This window comes from uncultured Fluviicola sp. (assembly GCF_902168135.1).
Taxonomy (GTDB): Bacteria; Bacteroidota; Bacteroidia; order Flavobacteriales_D; family Crocinitomicaceae; genus Fluviicola.
The window spans coordinates 51349-71271 of the sequence record NZ_CABHOL010000018.1 but is presented as its reverse complement, the minus strand read 5'-3'; the positions used below and the strand labels follow the sequence as shown (position 1 = coordinate 71271).

General features: G+C 40.7%; 20 protein-coding genes. 8 read left to right on the top strand and 12 right to left on the bottom strand.

What is annotated here, in order from left to right; all coding sequences use genetic code 11:
• Window positions 1-134: 134 nt before the first annotated feature.
• Entirely contained in the window at window positions 135-851 is a 717-nt protein-coding gene (locus tag QZT69_RS06950) for a hypothetical protein (RefSeq protein WP_294672214.1), read from the bottom strand.
• A gap of 31 nt (window positions 852-882) precedes the next feature.
• Window positions 883-1458, bottom strand: a complete 576-nt coding sequence (locus tag QZT69_RS06945; protein WP_294672211.1) for a hypothetical protein — start codon at window positions 1456-1458, stop codon at window positions 883-885.
• A 364-nt stretch (window positions 1459-1822) separates the two neighbouring features.
• Between QZT69_RS06945 and hisG the strand changes: the two genes are divergently transcribed.
• The 7 genes from hisG to hisIE are packed head-to-tail and all read left to right on the top strand — an operon-like array spanning window position 1823 to window position 8871.
• A complete protein-coding gene (gene hisG, locus QZT69_RS06940; protein WP_294672207.1) occupies window positions 1823-2680 on the top strand; it encodes an ATP phosphoribosyltransferase in 858 nt (285 codons plus the stop codon).
• A gap of 2 nt (window positions 2681-2682) precedes the next feature.
• Window positions 2683-5040 (top strand): histidinol dehydrogenase, encoded by a 2358-nt coding sequence (gene hisD / locus QZT69_RS06935; RefSeq protein ID WP_294672204.1) that lies wholly within the window; start codon window positions 2683-2685, stop codon window positions 5038-5040.
• Window positions 5037-6173, top strand: coding sequence for a bifunctional histidinol-phosphatase/imidazoleglycerol-phosphate dehydratase HisB (gene hisB, locus QZT69_RS06930; protein WP_294672201.1), 1137 nt, complete (start codon window positions 5037-5039; stop codon window positions 6171-6173). Before hisD ends, hisB begins: the two co-directional genes overlap by 4 nt.
• Window positions 6173-6811: an imidazole glycerol phosphate synthase subunit HisH gene (locus tag QZT69_RS06925; RefSeq protein ID WP_294672198.1), complete on the top strand. Its 639-nt coding sequence runs from the start codon at window positions 6173-6175 to the stop codon at window positions 6809-6811. Before hisB ends, QZT69_RS06925 begins: the two co-directional genes overlap by 1 nt.
• Entirely contained in the window at window positions 6808-7536 is a 729-nt protein-coding gene (locus tag QZT69_RS06920) for a 1-(5-phosphoribosyl)-5-[(5-phosphoribosylamino)methylideneamino] imidazole-4-carboxamide isomerase (RefSeq protein ID WP_294672195.1), read from the top strand. The genes QZT69_RS06925 and QZT69_RS06920 overlap by 4 nt, the downstream gene beginning before the upstream one ends.
• Entirely contained in the window at window positions 7523-8278 is a 756-nt protein-coding gene (gene hisF / locus QZT69_RS06915) for an imidazole glycerol phosphate synthase subunit HisF (protein ID WP_294672192.1), read from the top strand. Before QZT69_RS06920 ends, hisF begins: the two co-directional genes overlap by 14 nt.
• Before the next feature lie 8 nt (window positions 8279-8286).
• The gene (hisIE, locus tag QZT69_RS06910) at window positions 8287-8871 is read left to right on the top strand and encodes a bifunctional phosphoribosyl-AMP cyclohydrolase/phosphoribosyl-ATP diphosphatase HisIE (protein ID WP_294672328.1); all 585 of its coding nucleotides are present in this window, start codon (window positions 8287-8289) and stop codon (window positions 8869-8871) included.
• Between the two features lie 56 nt (window positions 8872-8927).
• On the opposite strand, the gene QZT69_RS06905 is transcribed toward hisIE, so the two are convergent.
• The 6 genes from QZT69_RS06905 to QZT69_RS06880 all read right to left on the bottom strand — a co-directional run bounded on the left by QZT69_RS06905 (window position 8928) and on the right by QZT69_RS06880 (window position 14840).
• Complete coding sequence (locus QZT69_RS06905) at window positions 8928-10757, bottom strand: NACHT domain-containing NTPase (RefSeq protein ID WP_294672189.1); 1830 nt, start codon at window positions 10755-10757, stop codon at window positions 8928-8930.
• Window positions 10758-10857: 100 nt separating this feature from the next.
• Complete coding sequence (locus tag QZT69_RS06900; protein WP_294672186.1) at window positions 10858-11175, bottom strand: antibiotic biosynthesis monooxygenase; 318 nt, start codon at window positions 11173-11175, stop codon at window positions 10858-10860.
• 28 nt (window positions 11176-11203) lie between these two features.
• Window positions 11204-11581 carry a hypothetical protein gene (locus QZT69_RS06895; protein WP_294672183.1) on the bottom strand — a complete coding sequence of 126 codons (378 nt, stop codon included), beginning with the start codon at window positions 11579-11581 and terminating at the stop codon, window positions 11204-11206.
• Between the two features lie 12 nt (window positions 11582-11593).
• Window positions 11594-11743: a DUF5989 family protein gene (locus tag QZT69_RS06890; RefSeq protein WP_294672181.1), complete on the bottom strand. Its 150-nt coding sequence runs from the start codon at window positions 11741-11743 to the stop codon at window positions 11594-11596.
• A 14-nt stretch (window positions 11744-11757) separates the two neighbouring features.
• Window positions 11758-12966 carry a hypothetical protein gene (locus QZT69_RS06885; RefSeq protein ID WP_294672178.1) on the bottom strand — a complete coding sequence of 403 codons (1209 nt, stop codon included), beginning with the start codon at window positions 12964-12966 and terminating at the stop codon, window positions 11758-11760.
• An 8-nt stretch (window positions 12967-12974) separates the two neighbouring features.
• Complete coding sequence (locus tag QZT69_RS06880; protein ID WP_294672175.1) at window positions 12975-14840, bottom strand: carbamoyltransferase; 1866 nt, start codon at window positions 14838-14840, stop codon at window positions 12975-12977.
• A 183-nt stretch (window positions 14841-15023) separates the two neighbouring features.
• Between QZT69_RS06880 and QZT69_RS06875 the strand changes: the two genes are divergently transcribed.
• Window positions 15024-15452, top strand: a complete 429-nt coding sequence (locus tag QZT69_RS06875) for a thioesterase family protein (protein WP_294672172.1) — start codon at window positions 15024-15026, stop codon at window positions 15450-15452.
• Between the two features lie 113 nt (window positions 15453-15565).
• Here QZT69_RS06875 and QZT69_RS06870 read toward each other — a convergent pair whose 3' ends face one another.
• The 4 genes from QZT69_RS06870 to QZT69_RS06855 all read right to left on the bottom strand — a co-directional run bounded on the left by QZT69_RS06870 (window position 15566) and on the right by QZT69_RS06855 (window position 19895).
• Window positions 15566-16876, bottom strand: a complete 1311-nt coding sequence (locus QZT69_RS06870) for a DEAD/DEAH box helicase (RefSeq protein ID WP_294672169.1) — start codon at window positions 16874-16876, stop codon at window positions 15566-15568.
• Between the two features lie 152 nt (window positions 16877-17028).
• Window positions 17029-17817 carry a pyrroline-5-carboxylate reductase gene (gene proC / locus QZT69_RS06865; RefSeq protein ID WP_294672166.1) on the bottom strand — a complete coding sequence of 263 codons (789 nt, stop codon included), beginning with the start codon at window positions 17815-17817 and terminating at the stop codon, window positions 17029-17031.
• Window positions 17818-18298: 481 nt separating this feature from the next.
• A complete protein-coding gene (locus tag QZT69_RS06860; protein WP_294672163.1) occupies window positions 18299-18754 on the bottom strand; it encodes a hypothetical protein in 456 nt (151 codons plus the stop codon).
• A 49-nt stretch (window positions 18755-18803) separates the two neighbouring features.
• Window positions 18804-19895 carry an endonuclease/exonuclease/phosphatase family protein gene (locus tag QZT69_RS06855; RefSeq protein WP_294672161.1) on the bottom strand — a complete coding sequence of 364 codons (1092 nt, stop codon included), beginning with the start codon at window positions 19893-19895 and terminating at the stop codon, window positions 18804-18806.
• Window positions 19896-19923 lie beyond the last annotated feature (28 nt).

Genomic DNA, 19923 nt, shown 5'->3' with positions numbered 1-19923 from the left:
TTTGGTCTGGATTCTTCGGAAGAAACCTTACAAGAAGTTTCGTGTGGTTAAGTTGCGGAAATTGAAGCGGGAATTAAAAGTGAAAGTTTAAATGTGGAATGATCAGTATGACTATTAATTCAATAGCGATTGAGTTAAAAGGAAGATAAGAACTCCAAAGTTCCCCAAAGTCTAATTAGTACTGAAATAATCAACATGGGAGCTCCAATAATCAAAATGATTTTCCCTTGTTTTCTATCTGAATCATCGTATGTGTATATGCGCTCTCCGTTTGGAAGCGTCTTTTTGCTGGAAACAATGTATCCGCCGATAATGAGTCCTATCAAGACAAGTAAGGTGCTAATGTATCCATAGATGACAAAGCTAAGTACACCACCAAATGCAGTGAGAATATAACCGGAAACTATTCCGCCAATACTGTGTTTCTCCACTGTTGCAAGTTCTTTTATTCTGGAATTCTTTAATTCATCCATTTGTTGAGAACCAATTTCCTTTCCACGATCTTTCAGGATCTTCCGTGCCAATTGAAAATCGAAAGGACTCCATTCATCTTGTTTGGATATCAAATCGATCAATTCTTCATCCGTAAAGTCAAAGAGGTAATAATCCGGATCTACCCGGTCTAATTCTAAAAGAGCTATGGAGTTTCGCAATTCGTTGACGCTTTCAAAATCAGCTTGTTGCAATTTAATCCGATAATCCCGGTGATGATTTGGGTTCGCGAAACTGGCATCTAACAACTGGATATCATCTTCCAATTCATAAGGGATGTTATTTTCCTGCAACAATTCAACGAATTCCTTCAATTCTCCGATGGTTGCAAATTTTTCGTAGGTAACAAATTCTGACATATGCTAGTTTTAGATGATCTTTAATGTAAAGTTATTTTAAATCATGAGATAATTCCAATCGGTCATATACTCCCAGGAATTTTAAACGATCAAGATATTTCTCTACAGAAATACTTCGGTTACACATTCCATAATCCGTGTCCTCTCCGTAAGAAGCAGCAATTACCCATTCGGATTTCAGTGTAGAAAAGTGAAGTAGTGAATAAGAAACAGAATCACTTGCTTTTTCCCAGGTTGTTTCGTTGTCTTCTCCCGGATAATGAATGGACGAAACCGTAATCGGATGAAATTTCAAAAAGACCATGTTTTTGAAATTAAAATAAGTTCCTTTGAAGTAATCGTCTCCCTCCAGACACAAAGACTCGAAAACAAAGACGCTGTCATTGATAAAAGCGAGGTTACTTGCACAGCAATCACAATCAGCTTGAATAACCATTTTTAAAGTGTCAATCTGCGGACCTATAAAGAACAATTTATTGCTAAGGTCAATAGGGTTTTTATTTAAAACGTCAGGAGCGAAGTTATGATATCCGGAAGACGACCCTGTTCCACACGAAAACAGAGCAATTGCCAAAATAAACGAGTAGCATATTTTTCGAAATCCCATAAATTAAAGATAAGCAATTCCACTTAATTCACGGACGTAATCAGCCGCGGCTGATACGGAATTACATCTAGATCTGTATTAAATTCCATTATAGAATGTTATATGCTCTGCAACCAGAGAGGAACAGGCTAACTGGCCAACTGATTTTAAACATTTTTTACTGATTTTGTTGCAATTAAAATAATTGCTCTACATTTGTACCATGAAAATGACACAATTCCATCATCATCATCACATGCACAGCTAAGCGCTATGGTGAGATGATTGTATATCTATAATTCTTTAACCCGCTTGGCTTTCAAGCGGGTTTTTTGTTGTCATTTTGTTTCAATACTCTTTTGAAGGTCAGGCTCTAATTTTACAGATGAAACGTTTAATTATTGCTCTACAAAAATCAGGTCGGCTCCGGGAAGGTTCCCTGGAACTGCTCAAAGAATGCGGCCTGAAAATCGATTACCGGGACGGACAGCTTAAAGTCATCACATCGGATTACCCGGCAGAACTTTTATTTCTTCGCAACAGCGATATTCCGCAATATGTTGCCGACGGAGTGGTGGATCTGGGGATTGTAGGTTCCAATCTCCTGGAAGAAGATGAAACTCCCGTGGAAATCGTTCAGGCACTGAATTTTTCAAAATGCCGGTTGTCGTTTGCTGTTCCAAAGACTTCCGAAATCCAAACATTGGAAGACCTTCAGGGAAAACGGATTGCTACTTCATATCCGAATTCTGTCCGGAAATATTTGCAAAAGAATGGGATTACAGCCGAAATACACACCATTTCCGGATCGGTAGAAATTGCACCTTCCCTGGACCTTTCGGATAGTATTGCGGACATTGTTTCCACTGGGAACACCTTGTTTCAAAACAACCTGCGGGAGGTTTTTCCTTTCCTGTATTCCGAAGCAGTTTTGATCAAAGGACCGGATTTCAATGTTGAAAAGCAAGCCCTGCTGGATCAGCTGCTCTTCCGCATCCAATCCGTTTTGGCAGGAAATGAAAACAAATACATTCTGCTGAATGCTCCTAAAGAAAAACTATCGACCATCTGTGAAATCCTCCCGGGAATGAAAAGTCCGACGATCCTTCCGCTTGCTGTTGAAGGGTGGGTCAGCGTTCATTCGGTAGTGAAACAAAAAGAAGTTTGGCAGGTCGTACAGCGTCTTAAATCGGAAGGTGCTGAAGGAATCCTGGTTTGTCCCATCGAAAAAATGGTTTCCTGATTATGAGAACACTGATAAATCCATCCGTCATTGAGTTGCAGCAAGCTATTGAACGCCAAAAAGAAATTTCTGTCAACCTGGATTCTTTCGTTTCGGATGTGTTCCGGGAAATCGAAAAAAACGGAGACCGGGCATTGAGAAATTTTACCCTTCAGTTTGACGGCGTTGCTCCGGATTGTTTACTGGTTGATGAAAAAGAGTTTGAAGAATCTGAGAAACTGGTTTCACCGGAATTAAAACAGGCAATACGGGTTGCCGCTAAAAACATCGAGCGTTTTCACCGTTCTCAGGAAAACAGGGATCATGAAGTGGAAACAGCTCCCGGCGTTTTTTGCTGGAGAAAATCCGTACCTGTCCAAACCGTCGGACTTTATGTTCCCGGCGGGACAGCTCCTTTGTTCTCAACAGTTCTGATGCTTGGAATTCCTGCTAAAATTGCCGGTAACCCGATTCGTTTCTTGTGTACTCCTCCCAATAAGCAGGGAAAGATCCATCCTGCAATTCTGTTTGCTGCTAAAACGGCCGGAATTGATTTGGTTTACAAAGCGGGCGGGGCGCAAGCTATTGCAGCCATGAGTATCGGAACAGAAACCATTCCGAAAGCGGATAAAATCTTTGGTCCCGGAAATCAATATGTCACAGCTGCAAAAGTATTTGCTCAAAGCCTTGGGATAGCCATTGACCTTCCTGCAGGGCCTTCGGAAGTGCTTGTTGCCGCAGATTCATCGGTACCGGCTTCTTTTATCGCAGCGGATTTGCTGGCACAGGCAGAACACGGCCAGGATTCACAAGTTGTTTTCCTAACGGAGGAAGCAGGATTCCTCGAAAAGGTTCTGGAAGAAGTGAGCAGGCAGTTGAAACTTCTTCCACGAAAAGAAATAGCGAAAACGGCCTTGGATTCAAGTCTGGCAATTGTAACAGGAGTGGAGAAATGGCCGGAAATCATCAATTCATACGCGCCTGAACACCTGATCGTCATGGGACGGTACGAAGATGAGATAGTCGCAAAGGTTACCAATGCAGGAAGCGTGTTTATCGGGCAAAATACGGCGGAGAGTTTCGGAGATTACGCGTCAGGAACGAATCACACCCTGCCGACTTCCGGTTTTGCAAAAGCTTACAGCGGAGTTTCCCTGGATTCTTTTGTGAAAAAGATTACTTATCAAAAAATCAGCGATGAGGGACTTGAAAACCTGGGGCAAACGGTCATCACGATGGCAGAAGCAGAAGAACTGCAGGGACATGCGAATGCGGTTAAGATACGGCTGGAATTGAAACAGAGTGAGAGTGAACCGGAAGCAGGTCTATCGATCGCTTCGATTCTTGAGAGTGAGATAGATATAACACGTTTTTTGCGCACGGATTTAAGGAACGTTCAGCCTTATAGTTCGGCCAGGGATGAGTTTGACGGTTCTGGAAAGATCTTCCTGGATGCCAATGAGCATGCGTTTGAGACAGCTTACAACCGTTATCCGGACCCGAAACAAAAGGAACTTAAAAAGGTTATAAGTGAGATTAAAGGATTTAATCCCGAGCATGTATTCTTAGGGAACGGATCTGACGAAGTGCTGGATTTGATTTTTCGTTTGACCGGAACTCCATTTTTGGATTCCGTTGCTTTTTTGAATCCTTCTTACGGAATGTATGCGGTGCTCGCCCGAATAAATGGTTTAAAACCCTTGGAAATCAACCTGGATAGCCAATTTCAGATTTCAGTATCGGAAATTTTACTTCAGGCAGAAGAAGCTAAACTATTGGTGCTCTGCAATCCGAATAACCCAACGGGAAATCGCATTCCGAAAACAGAATTGCTTGAAATTGTAAAAGCATTCAACGGATTGGTCATTATTGACGAGGCTTACATTGATTTTTGTCCGGTGGGCTCTTCAGCATCCGATGAAGTGATCAATTATTCAAATTTGATCGTTATCCAAACACTTTCAAAAGGGTATGGAATGGCCGGCCTGCGCATCGGTATGGCAATTGCTCCGAAAGCTTGGGTCACTGCTTTAGACCGGATAAAACCGCCCTATAATTTGAGTTCTGTCGTCCAGGAAACAGCTGTAAAAGCTCTAAAAGAGATTCAATGGAATGAACTGAATGCTGAGATTATCCGGGAACGGGAACGCCTGACTGTTTTTCTGAAATCGCTGCCTTCGGTCACAACCGTTTTTCCGTCAGAAACCAATTTCATTCTTTTCCGGATTCCGAATGCTTCCGCTATTTATGAAATACTGCTTGAGAATGGAATAGTGGTTCGCGACAGAAGCGGGCAATTCAATTGTTCGGATACTTTGCGGGTAAGCGTTGGAACACCTGAAGCAAATAATCGATTTATTCAAATTATGGAGACATTATGAAACAAAAAGTGCTATTTATTGACCGCGATGGTACAATCATCAAAGAACCGATCGGCTACCAGGTTGATTCCTATTCGAAACTTCAATTTTTGAAAGGGGTGATCTCAACCCTGAAAACCATTGTTTCCTGGAATGAGTACGAACTCGTTTTGGTATCAAACCAGGATGGATTGGGGACGGAAAGTTTTCCCTTTGAAGATTTTGAAGGCCCGCATCAACTCATGCTTGATATCCTGGAAAGCGAAGGAATTGTTTTTTCGGAAGTACTTATCGACCGCTCTTTTCCGGAAGAACAATCTCCGAATAGAAAACCGCGTACAGGAATGTTGAGCAAGTATTTTTCCGAATCGTACGATCTGGAAAACTCGGTTGTTATAGGTGACCGCTGGACAGATGTTGAACTAGCCAGAAATCTTGGCTGCAAAGTCTTTTTACTGGAAACGCATGTAATTGAATGCGGTTCGGAATTGCAGTATTCAAAAGAGGAACTGGAAATGGTCATTCAACGGAGAGTTGCAAACTGGTCCGATTTGGTTGCTGATTTGCGTTTAGGCACTCGTAAGGTAAGTGTACGCAGAACCACCTCAGAAACAGATTGTCTTATAAGTCTTGATTTGGACGGCGCGGGAATTTCAAGAATTCAAACCGGGATTGCCTTTTTCGATCACATGCTGGAACAGCTTGCACGGCATGGACAAATGGACATCGAATTGAATATTGATGGTGATTTGCAAATCGATGAACACCACACCATAGAAGATACTGCTTTGACTCTTGGTCTTGCAATTGATCAGGGACTGGGTTCCAAGCGCGGTATTGAACGTTACGGATTCTGTCTGCCCATGGATGACTGTGTTGCAACTTGCGCGATCGATTTTGGAGGCCGGCCGGAATTGATTTGGGAAGTAGAACTGAAGCGCGAATTTGTGGGAAAGCTCCCAACGGAAATGGTTCAGCACTTTTTTAAATCATTCTGTTTTACAGCGCGTTGTAACCTTTATATTCAAGCAAAGGGTGAAAACGAACACCACAAGATCGAAGCTGTCTTTAAAGCATTTGCAAAAGCCATTTTGATGGCCAAACGCAGAAATGGAAATTTCGATCTTCTGCCGACAACTAAAAATGAGCTCTGATGAAAATAGCAGTTATTGATTATGGGGCAGGAAACTTGTTTTCAATCCGGCAGGCCTTTAAAAGATTGGGTTATGACATTGTTTTAACGGACAATGAAAAGGAAATCAGGTCTGCAACACACGTAATTTTTCCGGGAGTAGGTCATGCCAGAAGTGCCATGGAGCAATTACGTGAAAAAGGACTCGATCTGGTTATCCCGACTTTGGAGCAGCCTGTATTGGGAATCTGCCTGGGAATGCAGTTGATGTGTGGTTGGAATGAAGAAGGAAACCTTTATGGTTTGGAGATTTTCCAGGCTTCGGTCCGATCCCTGAAATCACAATTAGCAACTCCGCAAATTTGCCAGTTTGCCAAATGGCAAACCGATGGTGTTGCAGAAATAGCACCTGACTTACGTGCAAAATACCCCATCCCTCATATCGGTTGGAACGATGTCGTATTAAACGGAAGATCTGAGGTGTTTTATTTCGTTCACAGTTATGCAGCTGAGATTTGCGAAAATACCTGGGGTGTCGCCAATTATCCGGCTCCGTTTTCCGCAGCACTCAAAAAAGACAATTTCTTCGGAGTCCAGTTTCACCCTGAAAAGAGTGGTAGAGCCGGAGAAAAATTACTAACTCAATTTTTAAACACATGATAGCAATACCCGCAATTGATTTAATAAACAATGAAGTTGTCCGCTTATTCCGGGGAGATTACGGACAACAAACAATTTATCCGCGGAATGCCGCTGCGTATGCTTCCGAGATTGCATCTCATGGTTTGAAGCATCTGCACCTGGTAGATTTGTCAGGTGCTAAAGCGGGCAGGTTAATTCATCAAGAATTGATGCGGGAAATTGTCTCTCAAACAGGATTAAAAGTAGATTTTGGAGGAGGAATAAAAACTGCTGAAGATGTTGACAGACTGTTGAATTCCGGTGCCAACCAGGTCGTAATCGGAAGTTTGTGTGTGAATGAACCGGAAAAAGTGGTCGACTGGATAAAAACATTCGGTTCGGAACGATTTATCCTAGCGCTGGACACGGATGGAAATAAGCTAAAAATCAACGGATGGCAGGATGATTCGGGTAAAACACTGGAAGAGATTATGCGTTATTTCAGTTCATTCAAAGGATTAACCATTTTAACAACGGATATTCAAAAAGACGGCACAGGATCCGGTCCGAATGTAGCCTTGTACGAAAGACTCGTTTACCAATTTCCGGATCAGCTTTGGATTGCAAGCGGTGGAGTAGAATCGTTATCCGATTTGGAAGAACTCCGGAAAGCAGGCTGTTATGCATGTGTTATTGGGAAAGCACTGCTGGACGGAAAAATAACACTAAGTGAACTAAAACAATTCAACGATGCAGGTTTATAAACGAATCATCCCCTGTTTGGACATTCAAAACGGAAGAACCGTAAAAGGTGTGAACTTTGAGGCAATTCGGGATGCCGGAGATCCGGTTGAATTGGCCCGATTTTATGCTGCTCAGGGTGCCGACGAATTGGTTTTGCTGGATATTTCGGCTACGAACGAGAAAAGATCAACTTTTGTCCCGGTGGTAAAAGCAGTTGCGGAGCAGGTAAACATTCCATTTACTGTCGGAGGCGGGATTTCCTCCGTTGAAAACGCACGTACCTTACTGAGGAGTGGAGCCGATAAAATAGCTGTCAATTCATCGGCGGTTAAACGTCCCGAACTAATCACAGAACTGGCAGATCAGTTCGGCAAACAATGTGTTGTGGCGGCAGTTGATATCCGGAAAGTCAACAGCGGGTGGACCGTCCATACACACGGTGGGAAAAATGACACTGGAATAGAAGCTTTTGAATGGATTATGAAGGTTGTTTCACTCGGAGCAGGGGAATTACTCATTACTTCTATGGATGGAGACGGAACCAAAGACGGTTTTGCACTGGATTTTTATCAAAAACTGCAGGAACTTGTTAGCATTCCTGTAATTGCATCCGGCGGAGCAGGAACAGTTGCTCATTTTGAAGAGCTGTTCACACAAACAAACGTTACCGGCGGATTAGCCGCCAGTATCTTTCATTTCGGAGAGATTGCTATTCCGGAATTGAAAAACGAACTGAGTAAAACAATTAGAATTAGAAATTAGAACAAATGATGAAATACGACAAAAACGGATTGATTCCGGCAATTATACAGGATGCACAAACCAACCAGGTGCTGATGCTGGGGTATATGAACGAAGTTTCTTTTCAGCAGACTTTGGAAACCCGATTAGTTACCTTCTTTTCACGCTCCAGGAATGAATTGTGGGTCAAGGGAGCAACTTCAGGCAATTACCTGGAATTGGTCGACTGGTCTTTGGATTGTGATGAAGATACTTTACTCATAAAGGCCAAGGCAAAAGGTCCGACTTGTCACACTGGCAAAATCTCCTGTTTCGGCGAAGCAGAATCACGTTCATTCGATACACTCCGCAAATTGATCGACACCATTGATGAGAGATTTACGACTCCCAAAGAAGGATCGTATATTCAGTCGCTGATTGAAAAGGGATTGCCTAAAATTGCGCAGAAAGTCGGGGAGGAGGGAGTAGAAATCGTTATAGAAGCTATGCGAAATGAACCACAGCTTTTCAAAGAAGAAGCTGCTGATTTGTTGTTTCATTATTTAGTCCTTTTGCGCGCGAGGCAGGTTGATTTTAGAGAGGTGTTGGATGTTTTGGATGGAAGGACGAAGTAGCAGTTAACGCGAAGAGATATCTCGCGTTAAACTCATAAGTAAATGATTCGTAATTACTATTGATTATTTAATAGCTTTAAAAATAAATCGTTATTAAATTTGTTTTTAATTCTCAACTCTTCTTCTAAATTGATAAGTTTTTCAAGTACCCTTGATTCGATAGAATGCATCATAAACCATTCAAGCAAGGCCTCATCTTTTAAAGCTGTACTGAGTGGATACTCATCAATCATCATATTTTTAATAGGTTTCCCTGATTCATCTAATTGATATTTTATAAAGCTCAATTTAGGTAATTTGTTATTTTTTGTAACAATAAAATTATTATCTATATCGTAGATCTTAATTAATAACCGTGTTGTAATCAGATCTAAAACCTTTGGTTCTATTTCTCCCTTCGTTTTCAATTTATTTACATTACGAACAGTCAAGGAAGCATCTCTATTCAGATCAATTAATACATCATCAAAATACTCTCGAGCAAATTTTTTAAAAACAGTCTTATTTAATTTGGATTTATATCCTATACGCTCTCTAAAGCGAGTTAAAAAAGGAATTATCAGCTTTTCTTCTACAAGTTTGGGGTTCATTCCATAAGCTAGCTGCAAGGTTATATCAGTGTCTGCTTTTTTTACAAACTGATCTATTAAAATAATTTGATTTTGCTCGCTCGTTGAAACAAGATAACATGCTGCAAAATATTCTTGAAAAGAACGGTGAGTGTATTCATAAAGCGTTCCATCTTGAAGCAACATGCAAAAAGACTGAAGTAAATCCACAATTAAGTCATCCAAAACGCACTCACAATCAGCTAGCCTCATTGCATTTTTTAAAAAATCATCTAATTCGTGTTTATTAAATGAGGTTTTTGTCTTTAAATATGTTGTCAAAGAAAATGCTGCCATAATGTCTTTTCCTTTATTCACAGGTAAACCAGTAAGAGTTGGCCGTTTAAAAGACTTTGAGGCATCATGCCTGTAATATAAAGCTTCAAATGCTAAATAGTAGAAATTGTGTAATTCAGAAGGAATTGAGGCACTGTCTCTATACGTTATTAACATTATGGAAAGTAAGAGTGGGTTTTCAAAAAAGGATCTATGAGAATTATACAATGATGATTCTAATTCCAAAATAAACTTCTGTTTAATTTCTGGATCAAAATTTAGACGCCTTACCAAACTTACTGCTTTTGACAATGTTAATGGTGTTGTATGAAGTTCTACAAAATTTGTCCATGCGATAAACTGCTTGCCGGGTCTAGATGTTACGATAAAATGGCAATTCGTGTAGTTTTGCGTTAATAACTCAATCTCTTCACCAATACCAGTAGAAAAATCAAGTGAAAGCTCGTCAAATCCATCAAGCAAAAAAAGAAAATTTCCTTTTCTAAAAGCCAGATCGAGATATGGGGATTCCAATTTTACCTTTTTTAATTGAAGGGAAGACGTAATATATTCAAGTAGGCTTTGTTTGGAATTCTCAACATCCCTCAACTCAATAAATAAAGGAATTAATTTCGTTTTTTCAATCGAATTCAACAATAAATACTTTAAAAAAGTTGATTTACCTGAACCACCTGTTCCTGTAATTATGATAGGTTTACCAATACTAACCAAGTCTGAAATATCAGGGTTTGATAAGTTGATAGTATCATTAAAAAGATCTATGGGTTCATAAAATTTTTCAATTGATTGAGGTGTATCCCTGTATATTATTGTTTTGGTACTAGAATATTTTCTTTTAATACTTTCCAAATATTTGGAAAAGGTTGTTTTTAATTGAGATTTAATCTTTTGGTTAGTATCAGTGATGAAATTCTTTGTAGCATCATAAAGACTATCAATATTAGAAACAATAATTTCAGAAATTGGGTCTATAATTTCCATGTTCATTTAAATGTAGATTAGACTCTAAATTATTCAAAAAATAATCTTCTGAATAATTTTACAGAAGATCAAATGAAACATTTTTTACGACACTAAGGTATTAACTAATGCCAAATAACTCTTCCGCCCACAAATCATGAATCAATTCCAGTTCATCCAGTTTTTCGATGGATGTGCAGCAGGAACGCATTTTGGAACGCAAATCTTCCGGATCAAAACCTTCCAGGCTTGAATGATCCAAGGTTTGCTTGTCGGGCCATTGTGCAATTCCTATATAGGAAGTTTCAGAAGCTTTGTAAAGTCGGGAACCCAAACTGCCGCAATGCCGGTAAATCAGTTTGGTAACTTCTTTCCAGGATTGTTCGAATGCTTCGTTTTGCCCGGAATGGATGTTGAAACGGTAGGTGACGGTTAACATATTAATTTAGAAACTTACTGTTTGACTACTACCAATGCTTCTCAAAATAAGCCTTATCGAACACTTTTTCGTTGTGCTTAAAAAGGGTAGAAGCTGTGTTTTTCAAATGCATCGGGTCTTTCTTTCCGAAAAGTTTTGTGAGCATGGCAATCGGGAAGAGGAAGAGGTAGAAAATGAGGCTCAGAACAATATTCGGAACGATGTAGCTGAGAACAAGAGCCAGTTTCATCCACAAGAAATCGATCCATTTGGCAATGAAATCAGAAAGCACACCGGCAAGTCCGACAAAGAATGCTACGGACAAACTCCATTTCCATTTGGTAATCAAATAGATCAATACAAAACCTACAACGATAGTCAGAACCGTTTTAGCGGGATTGGAAGCTTTTTGTTTCGGAGCACTCATGAAATCGGGGACTTAGAACAAGGAATAAATGAACGGTGCAATAGCGCTGGTACCACCGAAAACGATCAGAACCCCGATCAATAACAGGATAATGATTACCGGTGCCAGCCAAAATTTCTTTCGCTCTTTCATAAAGCGCCATAAGTCGCGTAAAAATTCCATTTAGTTTTCAAATTTTAATTCTTCTTTTCCTTCAGCATCGTTTTCTGAAGTAGGTATTTTGCCATTAATTTGTTTGTCTCCGAATTCGGATGAGAATCTCCGTCAAGGGTGTATTTCCCGTAATACTTAATTGTATTTGACAAATCTATAAACTTAATCCTCTTTTTGGTCAAATACGATTTAAAAATGCGCATTTCTTCCGGAGTATAGGCTATATAATTCGGGTAGAAAACGAGGTAAAACTTGTCGTTACCAAATTGTTTGGTGTATGCTTTCTTACTTTCCAGCACCATTTCTGTCACCAGGTCGAAGTGTGAATCATTCAGTTTCAATGGAAGATCAGCTTCGAAATACTTCACAATGTTGGTTTGGTACAGACGTTCATACCATCCGGAAACAAAAGGACGCCCGTCTTTAAACAGTTTGTTGCGGACCAATTTCCCGTCATTCATCTCATAGTAAGGCGCTAAATGCAGCCATTCCGTATAGCGGTGCATCGTTCCGATTGCGCGATATATATGGTCCCAGAAGAAAATGTAGTAGCCGCACCCGTCTTTTTCGGCAACTTGTTTCGATAAATCGCGGTATTGGAATTGCGCCAGCATGTGGTTTGTACCCGTAGCCGAAATACAGAAATTGTAAGAATTGGCATCCGGAGACTGTTCCTGAACATGATAAGCCAGTGTCTGATTGTCTTCCAACCCATAACCGAAACCAATGGAACACCCAAAAAACAGGTTGTATTTTGTTTTCGTGGAATCGAAATCCGGGGTAATGCGTTTATTCATGTGATCGATTGCGAAATGCACGTCGAAAACAGTATCGGTACCGTTTACTTTTACTTCGTGGTAAACGCTGTCAGGATAGTAAGTTGCTCCAACCTGTCGCGCAATGTGGTTTTCCGGAAGGTCCGGGATGCTGAAATCTTTTTTGAATGCGGAAGGCATTCCCAGAACAAAAAACAAGATTGTTTCCAGTAAGAACAGGAGTAAAGCAATCAATGTAAGATTCGCCAGAATTACCCGTTTTCCTTTCAGGAAGAGCAAATAGAAGCAGGTAAGAATAAACAGCAGCGACAAGTATTTCCACAAACGCAGCCAGCCAAAGACCTCAGAACCGATGCCATTCTTGGTAACATTGTAGGAGAACAAACTGATAACTGCCAAAATCAGGACAATGAATGTCCGTTTATTTGCTTTGACGAACGCTTTGAATTTATTCATCATTTTGCTTAGTCCATTTTAAATTTGACCATCCATTTCTCTTTGTTTTCCCAATCCTCCTGTTCGGTTTTAGTATATACAAAATCTCCTACAACCAGGTAATCCATTTCCGTACTCATAAAACACCGGAAAGCATCATATGGAGTACAAACGATCGGTTCACCCCTTACATTGAAACTGGTATTCACCACTAATCCATAAGAAGTTTGGTTCTTAAACTCCTGAATTAATGCATGGTAACGCGGGTTTGTCTCTTTGTAAACTGATTGCACACGAGCTGAGAAATCTAAGTGGGTAATCGATTGCAAATCACTTCGCTGATGGTACAAACGCTCCCATAAGGGCAAATCGTTGTAATTGTCAGGCAATTTTAGTCTTCTGCTTTCTTTTACCGGTGCAACAACAAGCATGTATGGCGAATCGGCCTGCAGATCGAAATACTCGCGGGCATCTTCAGCCAAAACAGAAGGTGCAAAAGGTCTGAATCCTTCGCGGTATTTGATTTTCAGGTTTAATTTTTTCTGCATTTCGGGATTTCGCGCATCTCCTAAGATACTTCGGTTACCCAAAGCGCGCGGACCAAATTCCATTCTTCCCTGGAACCAGCCAACCACATTTCCTTCGGCCAGTTTCGAAGCTGTAAATTTGGTCAGATCACCGAAATCATCGTATTTCTTGTAGCGTGCATTCGTACGCTTATTCATCGATTGAATTTCTTTCTCCGAATAATCCGGGCCCAAATAAGTTCCGTTCATCTGATCGTACTTGTAATCAATCACACGCTCTTCTTCGAAATACATGTGAGAAACCGCCAAAGCAGCCCCCAAAGCTCCGCCGGCATCACCGGAAGCAGCCTGAATATAGATTTCTTTGAAAATATTCTCTTCCAGCAGTTTTCCGTTTGCCACACAATTCAGTGCAACTCCGCCAGCCATGCATAAATAGTCGGAATTGGTCTGACGTTTCGCTTCTTTAGCCATCAGGATGACGATTTCTTCCGTTACCTTTTGAATAGCAATTGCCAGGTTGCAATGGACCTGTTCCAGTTCGGATTCGCCTTCTCTTCGTGCAACACCAAACAGTTCTTTCCATTTTTGGTCGTGAACCATGCGGAGTCCGGTTGCGTAGTTGAAGTATTTTTGGTTTAACCAGATTGATCCATCTTCTTTAATATCAACCAGTTCTGATTTTATCTTTTTGATGAATTCCTGGGTTTGATCGGCATGTTCATTTCCATAAGGAGCCAGCCCCATCAATTTGTATTCCCCGGAGTTAACCGTGAATCCTAAGTAATATGTAAACGCGCTATAAAGCAATCCCACAGAATGCGGGAATTCCATTTCACGTAATAATTCGATTTTTTCGCCTTTCCCCAAACCAATTGAAGCGGTACACCATTCACCAACCCCATCGATCGTTAGAATTGCTGATTCCGGGAATGAAGAAGGGTAGAAAGCACTTGCAGCATGGGACAAATGATGTTCCGGGAAAAGCATTTTTACTTTCTTTTTATCGTAAGCTCCTACGTCCTTTAAACCGTCATGAATCATTTTCTTCAGGAACATCTTCTCGTTGATCCAAACAGGAATTGCTTTTAAGAAAGAAACAAGCCCTTTCGGGGAAAAGGAATAATAAGTTTGAAGCAGGCGTTCAAATTTCAGGAGCGGCTTATCGTAAAATACAATCGCATCCAGGTCATCAATCTCAAGTCCGGCTTCTTCCAGGCAATATTTTACAGCCTGCACCGGGAAATCCGGAGTGTGCTTATCGCGCGTGAATCGTTCTTCCTGAGCTGCGGCAATAATTCTACCTCCAATAACCAGGGCAGCAGCCGAATCATGATAGAAGGCAGAAATCCCTAAGACTTTTTTCATTCGCGCAATTTATTCTGTTTCACTAACGCTAAAAACGCCAGTTCATTTTGATGAGGAACAAAATTAATTCATTAATCATAGGAAGCAAGAGCAGGCTGATATTATTCATTAAGAATTAACTGTTGAAACCGGATAATATTCTGCACGCATAAATATTTTGTAACTTTACATCAAAAAATAAGGATGGAATTGTTTAACAAAGTAATATCTATACGCTGGTCGGACCTGGATCCCAATTATCATGTCAGACACAGCGCTTATTACGATTGGGGAGCTCAGCAACGTGTGGAGGTGTTGAATAATTTGGGCCTTTCATTAAAGTTAATGCAGGAAAATCATTTCGGACCGATCTTATTCCGTGAGGAATGTGTTTTCAGGAAAGAAATCCACATGCATGATGAAGTAACAATCAGCCTTGCAATCAAATCGATTGCTGAGGATGGATCACGCTGGACCATGCAGCATTTGCTAACTAACCAAAAAGGGGAGTTGTGTGCGACTATTACAATCGACGGTGCCTGGATCGATACGCAGAAACGCAAGTTGGCCAATCCAACACCGGAGGTTGTTATTGAGACAATGAAACGATTTCCTACGATTGAATTTCAATAGTTTTTTCCGCGAAGACGCAAAGGGGATTTACCAAAACAAAATTTCATACTCAAGAACAACGCTTGAGAGTTAGCAAAGAATTTAAAGTTTTTTCTCTATGCCTTTGCGGTTAATCATCTTGCGAAACCAATCTTCTGTTTCTTGCCTTTAATCTTTTTATCCCTCAATTCCGGAACGACTTCTTCTGCGATTTCACTGCTGATGGCTACAAAAGAACTGTAATCCATCACGGTAATCAGTCCGATCTCATCAGGTCTTAATCCGCCGGTTTTATGCAGGAATCCTACAATATCAACCTTATTGACTTTGTCTTTCTTCCCTGCACTGATGTAAATGGTTTTCCATTTCGGACGTTCAGGAAGAGGTTCATTGGGAATTATCTCATATTCATGATGCTTCGGGATAAAAGCCGGAATGTTTTTCTTTGAATCCAGGAACATGAACACTACTCCGTCAGCGTCTTGTCGACCGGTTCTGCCGCTCCTGTGAATGAATTCTGCTTCTTTCAGCGGTAATTGATAATGAATCACATGCTCAACAGCCGGAATATCCAGGCCACGAGCTGCAAGGTCCGTTGACACCAAAAAATCCGCGCTCCCATTCCTGAAACGGATCAACGCCCGTTCACGGTCATCCTGTTCCATTCCGCCATGGTATGCAGCTGCAATCACTCCGTTTTCTTTCAAATAGTCGACAATTTCCACAACAGGTTCCCGGTGATTGCAGAAGATAATTGTTTTTCCTTCCGGGAGATTACACAACAATTCCAGCAGTAAGCCCAATTTGTCAGAATCAACCATATTGACCCCAAAATAATTGATCCGGTGGCTTTTCTCAACCAGGAAATCAATTGTTTTAGGATTTTGAATACCTGTAAACGTGGGTATGGCCTGTAATTTCGTTGCCGAAACCAGGTATTTATTGTGAAGTGAATGTAATTCCCGGATAATCTCCGTCATATCGGATTCAAATCCCATTTGAAGCGATTTGTCGAACTCATCCAAAACCAGTGTATGAACTTCGGATAAATCGATGTTATTCCTTCTGACATGATCAGCAAGTCTTCCCGGAGTTCCGATTAACACAGCAGGAGGAACAGAAAGATTATTTTCTTCCACGCGCATGGAATGGCCACCGTAGCAGGTATTGACCTTGAAACCGGTACTTAACTTTTTGAATACATCTTCAATTTGAATAGAAAGCTCGCGCGTTGGCGAGATAATCAATAACTGAACGCTTTTTTGTTCTTTGTTCAATTTCCCAAGGGCGGTCAGCAAGAAAGCGACCGTTTTACCTGAGCCTGTAGGTGCATGTAAAATAATTTCGGGGGTCGTTTTGGAAGACTCAAGCATTTGCTGCTGCATTTCATTGAGAGAAGAAATGCCGAGTTTTTCAAGAGAGAATGGGGGAATTGAATTATTCATGGCCCAAAGGTACGGGTTTGTCCTTGGAATCCCGATACTTTTCGATATTTCGACTTTTCAACATGGCGATATTACACTATTCAAATGTCGCAAAATCGGAATATCTACATATATAGATGAAGCCACATATTAATTGGGTTTCAGAGGCGTTTTTAACGCTCAATCTTCTGATAACTGGTCACAATTCCCTTAATCAAAGCTGAACTAAACCCGCTGTGCTCCATTTCGTTTAATCCCACAATCGTGCAGCCCTTAGGAGTTGTTACCTTGTCGATCTCTTCCTCCGGATGCAATCCGTTTTGGATCAAAAGCTGTGCAGCGCCTTTTACAGTTTGACTAACGATCTTATTTGCAGTTTTTGCATCGAAACCAACTTCGATTCCGCCCTGGATCATGGCACGGATAAAGCGCAAAACGTAAGCAATTCCGCAAGCGCCCAGAATAGTTGCAGATTCCATCAATTGCTCATCGATCCATACAATATCACCGATAGCATGGAATAATTCGCTCACTTGCTGTTTCCTGTCCAAAGGATCTGTCAATCCGGTTAAAGCCGTCATACTTTCCTGAACATCGGCTGCGGTATTAGGCATTCCGCGATAAAGGGAAACTTCTGTAAACTCAAGAGCTGTTTTGATTTCGTCCAGGGTGATTCCGGTTGCAACACTAATGATTGTATGTCTTTTGACATCAAAAAAATCCTTGTGCTCTTTCAAAAAGGATAAAATGGTATAAGGTTTTAACGCAATAATCAGGTAATCACACTGTTTGATCACCTCTTTGTTGTCGGAAGTAAAATGTGTTTTATCATCTCCAAAATCAACCAGGTCCGCAATGGTTCTGCGTGTACCGAATAACTGAGCGTTGGGATATTGTTTGCGAAACCCTTTCAATAAAGCCAATCCCAAATTCCCGCATCCAATAATTCCAATCTTTTCCATTTTAACAATTTTGATGTAAAAATAGGATTAATTTAACAAGAAGACTTTAATCCTGGTCAACCGCTATTTATTTTTGAATCAATGGCTTTTTACTTCTGACTGTTAAAATTCATAGATTTCATATAGTATCCTTTGATTGTGGGAGCAAAATTTGTATCTTTAAATCGTTATTCGCCCGTCAGCTGACGGGGTGTAAATAACATTCTCCCGCACGTGCGGGAGATAAACCCATGCAGTGAGATTGTTGACGTCTAACATTTTTTACTACGAACGGGGAGTCTTAGTTTTTTAATGGCGGGCTGCAACCTTTGGGTTTCGCATGACGCGATCGGCAGATTACAAAGAAAAACAGCGAACCAAATCGTGCTTTCTGAGGCGTTCAGAATTTTCCGTCGTTTTGACGGACGCTGTATGGGTTTTTTAATGCAAAAATCAAAATATAGAATTCAAAAAGGGCTGGAAAATTTTCCAGCCCTTTTTTCTATTTCTTACCGTAGGTTCTGTAGACGGTAGTTTTCTTATTCGAACGCTCTGTTACCAATTCATCTCCATCACAACGTACAATTTTGAAGTCTTCCGTGAATGAAGTGTCTTTGTCATCGTGGATCATTGTTAAAAGCGAGTCTTCAAGCTTCCATTGTCCGGAAGTTCTTTCCTGTATCAGTGGAAGGCCTTTTTTTCGCCATTTCGGATCTACAAGGGTATCATAAACGATAAAAAAACCATTTTTTTGAATGTTCAAAACCACGTCAGAAGGTTGATTTTGATGATCTGTCTTGCGGAATCCGGAATCTTCTGATTTGATCAACACCCATCTTCCAATGATGGACATTTTCTTTTGTTCCGTCTTGGTTTCAACCTTTTCGGTGTTTGTTGAACAGGATACAAAAAGCAGTAATGTGAAAAATAATAATAGATTAATTGTCGATTGCTTCATGACTTAAATATAATCGAATAATTGAAACATTCAGAATTAAACTAAAACTTTAAAGCATCTTTTTATAAATTTTACAATGAATCGCTCTATGGTCGGAAAAAGGAACAGATTGAATTCCGAAGTCGAAAGCACCTAAATCCCCCGAATGGAAAATGTAATCGATTCTTCCTGCCGGCACACGGCCTACATAGGTGACACCGATACCAGTTGTAGTTTCACGGTAAGAATCCACCAGGTCTGTATTGAACTGATTGTAAACGTACGACATCGGAGTGTCATTGAAATCGCCGCAAACAACCACCGGGTAAGGAGAAGTCTTCATATGCTCTACAACCCGTTCAGCCTGTTTCGCTCTTGCCGGGTAAGCAATTCGTAATTTATCAATGAGCAAACGAACGGTTGATTTCTTTCCGCCAGCCTGTTTGTTCTTTTCTCCGAATAACTCGTAATCTTCCTGCTGCAACTTAATGGACTGCAGGTGGATATCGTAAAAACGAATCGTGTCCGATCCCTTTACAATATCAGCGAAAATGCAATAATTATCCGTTGTCTTAAAGTTGTTAAACATCACGTCACCCTTAGCAATAATCGGGTATTTCGAAAGCATACAAATTCCAAAGTTCTGGCGGTTACGTATGCGGTGAGAGTAACGTTCGTGATAATACTTATAATCCATCAGGCTGATCAAAGTGTCGCGCGTTGAAAAAGCGGAGGGTTTATCCTGGTGAAAAAATTCCTGGAAACAAACCACATCAGGACTTACACGTTGAATATAGCTAACAATGCTGTCACGCGACTTGTTCCGTTCTTCCAAAGATCCGTTGTAAACATCAAACAAGCGCACATTGTAGCTCATGACATTCCACGAAGCAACTTCTTTTTCGGGTTTGGGATCTGAAAAATGAATGGAAATTGTCCTGAAATGCAGGTTTCCGCCAAATAGGAGGGCGATTAAAATATAGAAAAACCACCGTGATCTGGCAAAAGCCCAATAAATCATCAGGATTAGCGCCAGGCTTATAAAAATTGGATACATCAATCCGAAAAACGGGAGAATACGTATGGTGGATGGACGAACATACGGTGCCAAATAGGCCAGTAGCAGACAGCAGATCGAGATGATTGAGAGAATCTTAATCAACGTGGAAAATCGCGCTATTTTTTTAAAC

Bases quoted from the DNA above. Each gene is read 5' to 3' on its own strand.
- QZT69_RS06950 (WP_294672214.1), bottom strand. From the start codon at position 851: ATGTCAGAATTTGTTACCTACGAAAAATTTGCAACCATCGGAGAATTG.
- QZT69_RS06945 (WP_294672211.1), bottom strand. From the start codon at position 1,458: ATGGGATTTCGAAAAATATGCTACTCGTTTATTTTGGCAATTGCTCTG.
- hisG (WP_294672207.1), top strand. From the start codon at position 1,823: ATGAAACGTTTAATTATTGCTCTACAAAAATCAGGTCGGCTCCGGGAA.
- hisD (WP_294672204.1), top strand. From the start codon at position 2,683: ATGAGAACACTGATAAATCCATCCGTCATTGAGTTGCAGCAAGCTATT.
- hisB (WP_294672201.1), top strand. From the start codon at position 5,037: ATGAAACAAAAAGTGCTATTTATTGACCGCGATGGTACAATCATCAAA.
- QZT69_RS06925 (WP_294672198.1), top strand. From the start codon at position 6,173: ATGAAAATAGCAGTTATTGATTATGGGGCAGGAAACTTGTTTTCAATC.
- QZT69_RS06920 (WP_294672195.1), top strand. From the start codon at position 6,808: ATGATAGCAATACCCGCAATTGATTTAATAAACAATGAAGTTGTCCGC.
- hisF (WP_294672192.1), top strand. From the start codon at position 7,523: ATGCAGGTTTATAAACGAATCATCCCCTGTTTGGACATTCAAAACGGA.
- hisIE (WP_294672328.1), top strand. From the start codon at position 8,287: ATGAAATACGACAAAAACGGATTGATTCCGGCAATTATACAGGATGCA.
- QZT69_RS06905 (WP_294672189.1), bottom strand. From the start codon at position 10,757: ATGGAAATTATAGACCCAATTTCTGAAATTATTGTTTCTAATATTGAT.
- QZT69_RS06900 (WP_294672186.1), bottom strand. From the start codon at position 11,175: ATGTTAACCGTCACCTACCGTTTCAACATCCATTCCGGGCAAAACGAA.
- QZT69_RS06895 (WP_294672183.1), bottom strand. From the start codon at position 11,581: ATGAGTGCTCCGAAACAAAAAGCTTCCAATCCCGCTAAAACGGTTCTG.
- QZT69_RS06890 (WP_294672181.1), bottom strand. From the start codon at position 11,743: ATGGAATTTTTACGCGACTTATGGCGCTTTATGAAAGAGCGAAAGAAA.
- QZT69_RS06885 (WP_294672178.1), bottom strand. From the start codon at position 12,966: ATGAATAAATTCAAAGCGTTCGTCAAAGCAAATAAACGGACATTCATT.
- QZT69_RS06880 (WP_294672175.1), bottom strand. From the start codon at position 14,840: ATGAAAAAAGTCTTAGGGATTTCTGCCTTCTATCATGATTCGGCTGCT.
- QZT69_RS06875 (WP_294672172.1), top strand. From the start codon at position 15,024: ATGGAATTGTTTAACAAAGTAATATCTATACGCTGGTCGGACCTGGAT.
- QZT69_RS06870 (WP_294672169.1), bottom strand. From the start codon at position 16,876: ATGAATAATTCAATTCCCCCATTCTCTCTTGAAAAACTCGGCATTTCT.
- proC (WP_294672166.1), bottom strand. From the start codon at position 17,817: ATGGAAAAGATTGGAATTATTGGATGCGGGAATTTGGGATTGGCTTTA.
- QZT69_RS06860 (WP_294672163.1), bottom strand. From the start codon at position 18,754: ATGAAGCAATCGACAATTAATCTATTATTATTTTTCACATTACTGCTT.